11 protein-coding genes are annotated in these 12,071 nt (G+C 73.1%); 1 reads left to right on the forward strand and 10 read right to left on the reverse strand.

Going from position 1 to position 12,071, the window contains the following annotated elements; all coding sequences use genetic code 11:
- Positions 1 to 238: 238 nt before the first annotated feature.
- A complete protein-coding gene (locus P3X83_RS07145; RefSeq protein ID WP_277304062.1) occupies positions 239 to 1,645 on the reverse strand; it encodes a hypothetical protein in 1,407 nt (468 codons plus the stop codon).
- Positions 1,646 to 2,059: 414 nt separating this feature from the next.
- Here P3X83_RS07145 and P3X83_RS07150 point away from each other — a divergent pair, with 414 nt between their 5' ends.
- Positions 2,060 to 4,192, forward strand: a complete 2,133-nt coding sequence (locus P3X83_RS07150; protein WP_277304063.1) for an ATP-dependent DNA helicase — start codon at positions 2,060 to 2,062, stop codon at positions 4,190 to 4,192.
- A gap of 9 nt (positions 4,193 to 4,201) precedes the next feature.
- Here the strand turns inward: P3X83_RS07150 and P3X83_RS07155 are convergent, their stop codons facing one another.
- From P3X83_RS07155 to P3X83_RS07195, 9 genes are all read right to left on the reverse strand, one after another.
- A complete protein-coding gene (locus P3X83_RS07155; RefSeq protein ID WP_277304064.1) occupies positions 4,202 to 4,963 on the reverse strand; it encodes an SGNH/GDSL hydrolase family protein in 762 nt (253 codons plus the stop codon).
- A gap of 2 nt (positions 4,964 to 4,965) precedes the next feature.
- Positions 4,966 to 5,415, reverse strand: coding sequence for a type II 3-dehydroquinate dehydratase (gene aroQ, locus P3X83_RS07160; protein ID WP_277304065.1), 450 nt, complete (start codon positions 5,413 to 5,415; stop codon positions 4,966 to 4,968).
- Positions 5,412 to 6,488: a 3-dehydroquinate synthase gene (gene aroB / locus P3X83_RS07165; RefSeq protein ID WP_277304066.1), complete on the reverse strand. Its 1,077-nt coding sequence runs from the start codon at positions 6,486 to 6,488 to the stop codon at positions 5,412 to 5,414. The genes aroQ and aroB overlap by 4 nt, the downstream gene beginning before the upstream one ends.
- A complete protein-coding gene (locus tag P3X83_RS07170) occupies positions 6,485 to 6,985 on the reverse strand; it encodes a shikimate kinase (protein WP_277304067.1) in 501 nt (166 codons plus the stop codon). The genes aroB and P3X83_RS07170 overlap by 4 nt, the downstream gene beginning before the upstream one ends.
- A complete protein-coding gene (gene aroC / locus P3X83_RS07175) occupies positions 6,982 to 8,193 on the reverse strand; it encodes a chorismate synthase (protein ID WP_277304068.1) in 1,212 nt (403 codons plus the stop codon). The genes P3X83_RS07170 and aroC overlap by 4 nt, the downstream gene beginning before the upstream one ends.
- Before the next feature lie 47 nt (positions 8,194 to 8,240).
- Complete coding sequence (locus P3X83_RS07180) at positions 8,241 to 8,873, reverse strand: A24 family peptidase (protein ID WP_277304069.1); 633 nt, start codon at positions 8,871 to 8,873, stop codon at positions 8,241 to 8,243.
- Between the two features lie 66 nt (positions 8,874 to 8,939).
- Positions 8,940 to 9,566 carry an SseB family protein gene (locus P3X83_RS07185; RefSeq protein WP_277304070.1) on the reverse strand — a complete coding sequence of 209 codons (627 nt, stop codon included), beginning with the start codon at positions 9,564 to 9,566 and terminating at the stop codon, positions 8,940 to 8,942.
- 77 nt (positions 9,567 to 9,643) lie between these two features.
- Positions 9,644 to 10,750 carry a ring-opening amidohydrolase gene (locus tag P3X83_RS07190; protein WP_277304071.1) on the reverse strand — a complete coding sequence of 369 codons (1,107 nt, stop codon included), beginning with the start codon at positions 10,748 to 10,750 and terminating at the stop codon, positions 9,644 to 9,646.
- A 352-nt stretch (positions 10,751 to 11,102) separates the two neighbouring features.
- Positions 11,103 to 12,059: a carbamate kinase gene (locus tag P3X83_RS07195; RefSeq protein WP_277304072.1), complete on the reverse strand. Its 957-nt coding sequence runs from the start codon at positions 12,057 to 12,059 to the stop codon at positions 11,103 to 11,105.
- Positions 12,060 to 12,071 lie beyond the last annotated feature (12 nt).

Raw genomic sequence — 12,071 nt, forward strand, 5'->3', positions numbered from 1 at the left:
TGCCGCGCGGTCGACAGCGCGGCCTGAAAGACGCTGCCTTGCACCCCAGCGCTGGTACCGGCCGCGGGTTCCCACGGTGGCCAGGTGGATGGCCGCGAGTGCGCTGATCTCCGGAGCGGGTCGAAGATCCGCGCATGACAAGCCGACCGCGATGGGCTCGGCCGGGCGCACGGGGAAACGCGGCCTGGACCGTGCGGGAGGCCGGTCGGCGGCACGGCCGAGGTGGGGTGGGGTGGGGTTACCAGTCGCGGTGGTTGTCGCGGGGGTCGTGGCCCTGTTCGGGGCGGAGGCGTTCGCCGGTGGCGTAGAGGGACTCGTTGATGTAGGGGCGCACCTGAGAGTCGGTCTGGTAGTAGTCGTCGGACTCCGGGGCCGGGGCTCCGGGGGGCGGGGGGCCGCCGAGGCCTAGCGGGTCGGCGGGGTCGACGCCTCGGTAACCCTGGTTGTCGTCTTCGGGGTAGTGCCTGCCGTGTTCGCCGCCGCGGTAACCGGCGTCGTCGTCGGGGTAGGCGGGGGTGCCGTACGGGTCGGGGTGCGGGACCTGCCTGCCCTGCTGCTGGTGTGTGGGGGCGGGGTACGCCTCCGGCGGGTACGTGTCGCCCGGGTAGGGGTCGGGGTGGGCGGCGTAGCGGTCACTGTAGTCGCCAGGGTCTCCCGGGGCCGGAACCGGGGCCTGGCGGCCCGACGGCTGTCCCTGGCCCTGGTACGACGGCGGCGCCTGGTCGTCCACTTCGGAGGCGGAGAAGCCGTACGGGTCGGTGGCCGGGCCGCCGCCCTTGGCCGAGCGTCGCGAGGTGCGGCCGGTCTGGGGCATCGAGGAGTAGTCGTGCTCGCCGGGGGCGGGGTATTCCGGGGCGGTGTGGTAGCCGGAGTCGGCCGATCCGCCGTAATTGGGGTCGGGGGCCTGCTGGTAACCCGTGTCAGGGGCGGTCTGGTAGCCCGTGTCGGGCGCGGAGTGGTAGCCGGAGTCGGACTGCTGATAGCCCTGCGCCCCGCCCTGCTGATAGCCGCCGTCGGGGGCCTGCTGGTAGCCCGTGTCGGGGGCCTGCCGGTAGCCGGAGTCGTGGCCGCCCGCGTAGCCGGGGTCGGGCGCGGAGTGGTAGCCCGTCTCGGATGGCCCGCCGTAACCGGCGTCGTGGCCGTAGCCGGGGTCGGCACCGGTCGGCTGCTGCTGCACGTAGGGCAGGGAGTCGCCGACGATCAGGTTCTCGCGGGGAACGGACTCTCCAGGCGGGCCGTAACCGGCGACCAGCTTGTCGGGGGCCGGGGTGCCGCGCGCGACGAGCACGTCGTTCTGCGGCCGGGTGGGCGCGGGACGCTCCTCCGGCGGAGGCGCGGCCTGCGTCTCCTGCTCGGGGTAGTGGCCGCCCTGGTAGTCGTCGCCGCCGTGATAATCGGGCTGGTACTCGGGGGCGTACTCGTCTCCGCCCGGCCTGGCGTAGTGGCCGGTCTCGGGGTAGTCGCCGTGCTCCTCGGCGTACTGCTCGCCTTCCTGGTACTGCGCCGCGTGCTGCCCGGATTCGACGATCTGGTCGCCGCCCGCCTCCTCGTAGCCGTCGTCGAGGGTGTCGATCAGACGGCCGACGTCTTCGAGCGGCATGCGGAAACTGGCGGTGCACATCTCGCCCCGCCACAGACTCAGCACGAGGGTTCCCTCATGCCACGTGACCCGGAGAACCCGCTCCTGACCACGGGAATCAAAGAAGACCTCGCCGAACGACGGCAATGGGACAACTTCCGACATGGAGGACATAGTGCTTTAACCAGCCTTTATTCGTCCACTCGACCCCGGAAAACCCTACCGAACCGGCGCTCTCGCCTTCCCCTCTGACCCCACCAGGATACCGAACGAAGATCGTTCATACTCTCCCCCTCCCCGGTGGCGCCGTCGCGCGGGACCTCACGCCAGTGTGCCACGCCCTCCGCCGTCCACGTCCGGTGAACGCGGCAAAGGCGCTCGCATCAGGACGACGGCGGGCCGTTCGGGGCGTCGTCCACAGGTGCCCCGTCGTCCACAGGCAGGCACGAGCGGCCCGGCGAACGGGTAGCGTTGATTGTCGTGCCCGACCAGAACTCAGGTGACGCCCGGCCCGACGACGGCTCTGCCCTCATGACCGGCGACAAGCCAGGCGAAAAGCCCAGTGACAAGCCCGGCGGGAAGGGTTCCAAGATCACCCTTCCACCCGTGGAGCGGTTGCTCGGCGTCGCCGTGAGCGCGCTCGGCGGCAGTGAGCGGCCCGGCCAGGTGCGCATGACGCAGGCCGTGCAGCGGGCCATCGACGCGGGCGATCACGTGGCCGTGCAGGCGGGCACCGGCACCGGGAAGTCGCTGGCCTACCTCGTCCCGGCGATTCGGCACGCGATGATCACGGGGTCGGCCGTCGTCGTCTCCACCGCCACGATCGCCCTGCAGCGCCAGCTCGTCGATCGCGACCTGCCCCGGCTGGCCGAGGCGCTCGCGCCCGAGCTGCCGCACGAGCCCGACTTCGCGATCCTCAAGGGCCGCCGGAACTACCTGTGCCGCTACAAGGCCACCGCCGGCTGGCCAGAAGACGAGCAGGATCAGCTCTTCGACCCCCGCGAGGTCAGCGCCACCGGGCGGATGGTCCAGCGCATCCAGGAGTGGGCCGAGTCCACCGAGACCGGCGACCGCGACGAGCTGGTCCCCGGCGTCAACGAGCAGGCGTGGCGGCAGTTCTCGGTCAGCGCGAGGGAGTGCCTGGGCGCGCAGCGCTGCCCCAGCGGGGCCGAGTGCTTCGCGGAGCTGGCGCGCGAGCGCTCCGGCAAGGTCGACGTGGTGGTCACCAACCACGCCCTGCTGGCCATCGACGCCATGGAGGACTTCGACGTGCTGCCCGAGCACGACGTCGTCGTGGTGGACGAGGCCCACGAGCTGGTCGACCGGGTCACCTCCGTGGTGACCGACGAGCTGTCCGGCCCCGGCGTCGGGCTCGCCGTGCGCCGGGTCGCCAAGCTCATCGAGCAGGCCACCGCCGACCGGTTGCAGGAGTCAGGCGAGTCGCTGGAGTCGCTGCTCGCCGCCGCCCCCGCCGGGCGGGTCGACGACCTGCCGCAGGTGCTCGGGATGACGCTCGCGATGGTCCGCGACGCGGCGGCGGCGTGCCTCACCGCGCTCGGCCCGCGCGGCTCCGCCGACCGTGGCGGCGGCCAGGCCCGCGACGCGCGCGACCCCGAGGAGATGGGCCTGCGCAAGGCCGCGTTCAACGCGCTCGACGAGGTGCACGACAGCGCGCAGCGGATGCTCGACGCGTTCGGCCACGAGCGGGAGATCGACCGGGCCGAGGTGGTGTGGCTGCTGGAGGGCACCGACCGTCGTCCGCCCACGCTTCGGGTCGCCCCTCTGTCGGTCTCCGGGATGCTCCGCGACAACCTGTTCGGCGACCGCACGGTGGTGCTCACGTCGGCGACTCTGGCCCTGGGCGGGTCGTTCGACGGCCTGGCCCGCCAGTGGGGGCTGGAAGAGCCGCAGGCGGCGGCCGAGGGCGAGAAGGCCGCCGCCCCCGCCGGCTGGAGCGGCCTCGACGTCGGCTCGCCGTTCGACCACGCCCGCAGCGGCATCCTCTACGTCGCCAAGCATCTCCCCCAGCCGGGCCGTGACGGCCTGCCGCAGGCGTACGTAGACGAGATCGCCGAGCTGATCGAGTCGGCGGGCGGGCGCACCCTCGGCCTGTTCTCCTCGATGCGCGCCGCCAAGGCGGCCACCGAAGCGCTGCGCGACCGGCTCGGCGTGCCGCTGCTGTGCCAGGGCGACGACTCCACGATGCTGCTGGTCAAGCAATTCGCCGAGGACGAGCCGACCTGCCTGTTCGGCACGCTGTCGCTGTGGCAGGGGGTAGACGTCCCCGGTCCTTCGCTGCGCCTGGTCATCATCGACCGGATCCCGTTCCCCCGGCCCGACGACCCGCTCACCTCGGCCAGGCAGCGGCACGTGGCGGCCAAGGGCGGCAACGGCTTCATGGCGGTGGCCGCCACCCACGCGGCGCTGCTGCTCGCGCAGGGCGCGGGACGGCTGCTGCGCTCGCAGAACGACAGGGGCGTGGTGGCCGTCCTCGACCCGCGTCTGGTGAACGCCCGCTACGGCGGCTTCCTGAGGGCCTCCCTGCCGCCCTTCTGGAACACCAGCGACCCCGACCTCGTCCGCGGCGCCCTGAAGCGCCTCGCGAACGGCTGACCACGCGGGTCAGACGTAGGGCGACAGGTCGGGGCGTTTGGGGGCGAGTTCGGCGCCTGAGGAGGTGCCCTGGAGGCGGCGGCCGACCCAGGGCAGGAGGTGGTGGCGGAGCCACTGGGCGTCTTCGCGGCGTCTGACCTTGGGGTCGACGAGCTCGCGTGGCGGCCAGGTGTGACGCCAGGAGTCTTCTCCGGGGACGCCGAGGACGTCGAGGACGCGGGCCGCGACCAGGCGGTGGCCCTCGGCGTTCATGTGCAGGCGGTCCTCGTGCCAGGCGCGCCAGTCGCGCAGGCCCTGCATCGACCACTGGTCCACGAGGCGGCAGCCGTAGAGGTCGGCGATGGACCGCAGGTGCAGATAGAAGATCGCGAAGCGGCCCCGGACGTGCCGCATCAGCGGCGTGTCACGCGGGTCGACGCCGGTGAAGACCAGCACCTCGGCGCCGGTCGCACGCAGGTCGCGTACGGCGTGCGCGAAAGTCTTGGCCATCACGTCGGGATCACACCCCGGCCGCAGCAGGTCGTTGCCGCCCGCGCAGAACGAGATCAGGTCGGGCCGCATCGCGATGGCCTTCGGCACCTGGTCGCGCACCACCTCGCCGAGCAGCCTGCCGCGCACCGCCAGGTTCGCGTAGCGGAACTCGGGGTCGAGCCGGGCCAGCCGCACGGCCACGCGATCGGCCCAGCCGCGGTATCGCCCGTCGGGCCCCGGGTCGCTGAGCCCTTCGGTGAAGCTGTCGCCGAGGGCGACGAACGAGCGGTAGGTCGCCATGGTCAGCCCCGGGCGGCCGGGTCGGCCATCTCTGCCAGGGCGTGCAGGGCGAGCACGTAGGAGCGCAGGCCGAAGCCCGCGATCGTGCCGCTGGCCAGCGCCGACACCACCGAGACGTGCCGGAACTCCTCGCGCGCCGCCGGGTTGGAGATGTGCACCTCGATCAGCGGCGCGGTGCGCTGGGCCACCGCGTCGCGGACGGCGTAGGAGTAGTGGGTGAACGCGGCCGGGTTGAGCACGACCGGGACGCGCCCGTCGGCGGCCTCGTGCAGCCAGCCGATCAGCTCGCCCTCGGCGTCGGTCTGGCGCACCTCGACCGACAGGCCGAGCTCCTGCCCGGTCTTCTGGCAGAGGGCGACCAGGTCGTCGTAGGTCTCCGCGCCGTAGACGTCGGGCTCGCGGCGGCCGAGCCGCCCCAGGTTGGGACCGTTCAGGACGAGCACCGTGGTCATCGCGCCACCTCCTGGTATGCGGCGGCCAGCAGGTCGGGCCCGGGATCCTCCAGCCTGCCGACCTCGGCCAGGCCGTCGAGGACCACGAAACGCTGCTTCTTGCCGCGATTCTTCTTGTCGAGCCGCATGTGCTCACGCAGCTCGGGCCAGGCCTCCTTGCGGTAGGCCGTGGGCAGCCCGACCGAAGTGAGCACGGTGCGGGTGCGTTCGACCAGGTCGTCGCCGATCCGGCCGGCGAGACGGGACAGTTCGGCGGCGAAGACCATGCCGATCGCGACGGCCTCGCCGTGCCTGATCCGGTAGCCCTCGGCGCGCTCGATCGCGTGGGCCAGCGTGTGGCCGTAGTTGAGGATCTCGCGCAGCCCCGACTCGCGCAGGTCGGCGCCCACCACGTCGGCCTTGACCTGGATCTTCCGCTCGATCAGCTCGCGGGTGTGACGGCCCTCGGGGTGCCTGGCGCCCGCCGGGTCGTCCTCGATCAGGGCCAGGATCGCCGGGTCGGCGATGAACCCGCCCTTGATCACCTCGGCCAGGCCCGCCACGTAGTCGTCGCGGGGCACCGAGACGAGGGTGGCCAGGTCGCACAGCACGCCCGCGGGCGGGTAGAAGGCCCCGACCAGGTTCTTGCCCTCGGGTGTGTTGATGCCGGTCTTGCCGCCCACGGCGGCGTCGACCATGGCCAGCAGCGTGGTGGGGATGAGCACCACCTTGACGCCGCGCAGCCAGGTGGCCGCGACGAACCCGGCGAGGTCGGTGGTGGCCCCGCCGCCCACGCCCACGACGGCGTCGGAGCGGGTCATGCCGTGCCGGCCGAAGGCCGACCACAGTTCGGCCGCGACCTGCGGGGTCTTGGCCTGCTCGCCGTCGGGGACGGGCAGCGCGACGACGTCGTATCCGGTGGCCTCCAGGGCGCCGGCCACCGGGTTGGCGATCTGCGGCAGCCCGGCCGGATGGACCACGGCGACGGTTCGCACGCCGTCGCCGAGCAGGCCCGCCGCCTCGCCGAGGACGCCCGCGCCCACCACGACGTCGTAGGGGGCGTCGCCCTTGACGGTGATCCGGGAGGCGCTCACCGGGCGATCGCCTTGACGATCTCGTCGGCGACGTCGCCGGGGTCGCGCTCGTCGGTCGACACTGTGATGGTGGCGAGTTCCTCGTAGATCGGGCGCCTGGCGTCCATCAGCTTCTTGAGCTGGCTGCGCGGGTTGAGCACCAGCAGCGGCCTGGCCTGGGCGAGACCCACCCGCTGGACGGCCTGCGTGAGCCCGACCGCGAGGTAGATCACGGTGTGCCCGGCGAGCAGCCGCTGGACCTCCTCCGCCAGGACGGCGCCGCCGCCCAGCGAAAGGACCCCGCCGTGCTCGGCCAGCGCCGCGCGGACCGCCTCGGCCTCCAACTCGCGGAACCGTTCCTCGCCGTCTTCGACGAACACGTCGCTGACCGCCTTGCCGGCGATCGCCTCGACGTCGGAGTCGGTGTCGCGGAATTCCACGCCGAGCCGCTCGGCGAGGAGCCGTCCCACCGTGGTCTTACCGGCCCCGGGCGGGCCGATTATCACGGTGGCCGTCATTCGGCCACCTCCGGGGAGTCGGCCGGGTGGGGCGGCTTCAGCATCGTGGACAGGTAACCGGACACGTTGCGGGCCACCTCCTCGACGGAGTCGCCGCCGAACTTCTCCACCGCGGCGTCGGCGAGCACCAGGGCGACCATCGCCTCGGCGACGATCGCGGCGGCGGGGACGGAGCAGACGTCGGAGCGCTGGTTGATGGCCTTGGCGGGCTCACCGGTGATGACGTCGACGGTGGCCAGGGCGCGCGGCACGGTGGAGATCGGCTTCATCGCGGCGCGAACCCGCAGCGGCTCGCCGTTCGTCATGCCGCCCTCGATGCCGCCCGCGCGGTTGGTCACCCGGCGCACGCCGCCGACCTCGCCGACGATCTCGTCGTGGGCGCGCGAGCCCCTGCGGCGGGCGGTCTCGAAACCGTCGCCGACGGCCACGCCCTTGATCGCCTGGATGCCCATCAGCGCGCCCGCGAGCCTGGAGTCGAGCCGCCGGTCCCAGTGGACGTAGCTGCCCAGGCCGGGGGGCAGGCCGTAGGCGACGACCTCGACCACGCCGCCCAGCGTGTCGCCCTCCTTGCGGGCGGTCTCGATCTCCTCGATCATCGCGGCGCTGGCCGCGGGGTCGAAGCAGCGGACCGGGTCGTCGTCGACCCTGGCGAGATCGCCGGGCTCGGGGATCACGCCGTCGGGCGCGGCGGCCTCGCCGATGCCGACCACGTGACTGACGATCTCGACGCCGAGCGCCTGGCGCAGGAAGGAGACGGCGACCTGCCCGAGGGCCACGCGCGCCGCGGTCTCGCGGGCGCTGGCGCGGTCGAGGACGGGCCTGGCGTCGTCGAAACCGTACTTCTGCATGCCGGAGAGGTCTGCGTGGCCGGGACGGGGGCGGGACAGCGGCGCGTTGCGCGCCTGCCCGGCCAGCACGTCGGGATCGACGGGGTCGGCCGCCATGACGGTCTCCCACTTCGGCCACTCGCTGTTGCCCACGCGGATCGCGACCGGGCTGCCGAGCGTGCGGCCGTGCCGCACGCCGCCGACGATGGTCACGACGTCCTGTTCGAACTTCATCCGCGCGCCGCGCCCATATCCGAGACGGCGGCGCCGCAGCGCCTCCGCGATCTCGGGGGTCGTCACCTCGACCCCGGCGGGCAGTCCTTCCAGAATCGCCACGAGCTCGGGCCCGTGCGACTCACCTGCGGTCAACCAGCGCAACATGGTCATAAGTCTTCCATGTGCGACGCAGTGCTGATGTCACGCCCCGCTCACCAGGCGTGTATCGCGGCCAGCGCGCCGAGGATCATGAAGGGGCCGAAGGGGAGCTCGGTGGCGCGGTCGGCCCGGCGGGAGGCGAGCAGGGCCAGGCCGTACAGGGCGGCGCACGCGTGGGTGACGACGACGCCGGCCAGAAGGGCCTCCCAGCCCGCCCAGCCGAGCGCGGCGCCGAGCGGGAGCGCCAGCTTGACGTCGCCGAGGCCGAGCGCGGCCGGGCGGATCAGGAACAGCAGCAGGTAGAACGCGGCCAGCGCGACCGCGCCCAGGCCCGCGCGCAGGAGGTCGTCGTAGCGGTGGTCGGCGCGGCCCGCGACGGTGAGGAGCGCCGTCACCACGGCGTAGGCGGGGATGGTCAGGTCGTCGGGGAGCCGGAGGTCGGCGACGTCGATCAGCGCGAGGGGCACGGCCGCCACGACCAGGGCGGTGTAGGCGGCCAGTTCCCAGGGATCGTCGAAGCGCGCGGCCGGCGGGATCAGTGCCACGGCGGTGACCGTCTCGAACCCGGCAGGGGGCCATCTCGGCGAGAGGCAAGGGAGGGCGTCCGGGACCGTGTGGCGCCGGGCCGTCTCCCGCTGCCACATGCCGCACACCGCCACCACGACCGCGAGCAGAGCGACCAGCACCCGCCGACCCTAACCGAAACTGCGGGAGCGGCGGCCCGGGAAAGCGGGAGGCGGCCGGGAAAGGCGTCAGCGGCGGCGGGACCAGGGGAACCGGCGGCGGGGCGCCGGGGCGACCTCGGGCGGCGCGGTGAGATCGCTGATCGGCACGCCGTGCTCCCGCAGGCCCTCGGCGACCGTCTCCGGCGGGCCGTGCTCGGTGATCGGGACGCCGTGCTCCCGCAGGCGCTCGGCGACCGTCTCCGGCGGGCCGTGCAGGGCAGCCAGGGTGTGCAGCAGCGGGCCCTCGATGACGAACGCGGCCGGGCCCGCCACGTCGAGGACGACGGCGGCGGCGCCCTCGCGCGTCGCGGCCTGGCAGACCTGCGGGCCGGTGACCTGGATGGGACGGGCGTCCGGGCGCCACCTGGCCAGCGGCTCGGTGCCGGTGAAGGCGAGCACCGCCTGCCGGCCGTCCTCGCCGACCAGCTTGGGCAGCGCCATGTCGCTGGACTTCTCCTGCCGGAGCCCGTTCTCCCCGATCTCGGACTCGGTGAGGACCGCGACCACGGGGACCAGCAGCCGCGCCGTGCTCAGCGGCGCGATGATCTCGCGGGCGTCGGCCTCGCCCTGGGCGTGCGCGGCCAGCGCGGCGGCCAGGGCGGGATCGGCCCGGCCGTCGTCGCCGGAGAAGAGAGGTCGCGGAATGCTCGGCACGTTCGGGGAGCTTACCCGCCGTGGCCGCCGGTCCCTTCGCGGCGTGCGCGGCGGACCGGCCGCCGCACCGGCGCGGATCAGTCCAGGCGGGCGATGGCGGCCACCGGGGCTCCACCGGAGGGCCCCTGATGGACGGCGGCCACGGAGACGAACACGGCCGGGTCGCCGGTCACGGCGGCGGCGACGCCCCCGACCGCGGCCTTGATCTGACGGTGCCAGTGGACGTCGGAGTCGTCGAGCATGATGTTGCGCCGTCCCCTGACCCGCCCTGAGGGGTCGGCCTCGCACTTGAGGAACACGTTGACCAGGCGGTCGCCGAGGTCGCTGGGATGCGGCCGGTCGGGCAGTTCGACGCCGCTGGACCTGATCGCGGCCCAGATGCCGTCGGCGTCGAGGGCGTCTCGCATCACGGCGTGCCCGACGCGGTAGCGCCCGCCGATCCCGCGCACGTTGCCGACCACGACGATCTGGGCGCGGTCCAGTTCCACGCCGCTGGAGCAGGAGGCAACGCTGGAGTAGAGGGAAAGGTCGCGGTGGATCTGGGCGGCGTCCGGCGTCTCGATCTCGCCGAGCGCCACCGCGACACCGAGCGCGGTGGTGGAGTTGGAGATGTCCATGGACGCGCCGGTGTCGTCGGTCACCACGTCCTGCCCGCGCGACCTGGCGTCGGTGATCGTGGCCAGGGTGAGCAGGGGCGTCTTGGTCTGTACGTAGTGGACGTCGGCGGGATCGTCGATGCCGGCCGTCTTCATGGCCTCGCGCACCCCGGCGGCGACCTTGGCGACCATGGCCGGGCGGCCGATGTCCTCGGGCAGGATGACGTCGCTCATCGCGACGCCGACCGAGACGCGGGGCTCGTCGGTCCTCGGGACGCTCGCCGGGTCGACGGTGGCGAAGATCGTGGCGTGCGGGCTCAGCACGCCGTCGGTGCCGCCCGACCACACCAGCGGGACCTGCGCGACCTCCTCGGCCGTGCGCGTCCCCTTGGACAGCAGCACCTCGCGGAAGGCGCGGTCGGCCAGGATACGGGTGTAGTCGTTGACGCCGCCGTTGCCCTCGGTCTTGCCGACGACGGCCAGCACGCGGTCGGCCTCGATCGCCCCTTCGTCGATGAGGCGCTCCAGCCCGGACGCGTCGGTGACGCTCTCGATGACGACCTTGCGTACTTCGATCGGGTCCGGCATGCCTTGGCACCTTCCGCTCGGCCTGGAGACTCCGCCTGGAGACTCCCCGCCGAAATTACCCGCCGATCGGCCGCGATTCACGGGCGAAACTCTCCATATCGACGGTCCATAACGCGGTAACACAATTTCTGTAGCGCCCTGTAACAAAGGTCTTGACCGGGAGTGCGGGCGCGCACGACGATTGCCGCGAGGAGGGGGAGCGCCCGACCTGGGAGGGGCGCCCCGTCCTCGTTCTGGTGGCGATCAGGGGCACATCGTCGCTGCGCGCGTCGTCGTAGCCGTCTCGATCAGGTCGGTGACCTTGGACAGCCGCCGGTCTCTCCGTTCCGTGCGCGGAAGTGGAGGCCCCTCTTTACGCAGCGCCCGGACCTTCCGTGATTCCGGAGGGTCGTTCCGGTGCGCCGGGCACCACCACGGTGCCGACCTCGCCGGTGAGGACCGCGCCGAGGTCGTCCAGCGCGGCGATGACCGCGCGGGCTCCGCCATGCTCGACGAACCGCAGCGCGGCCTCGACCTTGGGCCCCATGCTGCCGCGCGCGAAGTGGCCCCGCGCGTGCAGGGCGCGCAGCTCCCCTGCGGTGATCACGCCGATCGGCCGGGCGTGCGGGGTGCCGAACCCGGTGACGGCCGCGGGGACGTCGGTGGCGATCACCAGGACGGTGGCCCGTACGGCACGCGCCAGCAGCGCCGCCGCCAGGTCCTTGTCCACGACCGCCTCCACTCCCCGCAGCGCGCCGTCCGCGCCGCGCGCGACCGGCACTCCCCCGCCGCCCGCCGCGACCACCACGAATCCCCGCTCGACCAGCGCCGACGCCGCCTCGGCGTCCACGATCTCGCGTGGCTCCGGCGAGGCGACCACCCGCCGCCAGCCCCGGTCGAACTCGCGCCAGTGCTGCCCCATCTCGATGAAGCGCCGCGCCTCCGCCTCGGTGAAGTAGCGCCCGATCGGCTTGACCGGATCGGCGAACGCCGGGTCGGCGGCGTCGATCCGGGTGCGGGTGACGATCACCGCCGCCGGGCGGGCGAGGGCGTTGAGGATGAGGGTGCCGACGGTGGCCTGGGTCTGCGCGCCGCACCAGTCCAGCGGCACCGGCGGCACGACGTCGGCGGCGAGCTGGTTCTTCAGCAGCAGATTGCCGACCTGGGGGCCGTTGCCGTGGGTGAGGATCACCTGATGCCCGGCGTCGATCAGCGCGCCGACGTGCCGCATGCCCGACTCGACCGCGCGACGCTGGTCGTCCGGGGAGGCGCTGCCGTCGGGAGCCGTCATGGCGTTGCCGCCGAGCGCGATCAGGACACGTTCCCCCACAGCGTGACGCTA

The sequence above is a fragment of the Spongiactinospora sp. TRM90649 genome, from assembly GCF_029382225.1.
GTDB lineage: Bacteria > Actinomycetota > Actinomycetes > Streptosporangiales > Streptosporangiaceae > Spongiactinospora.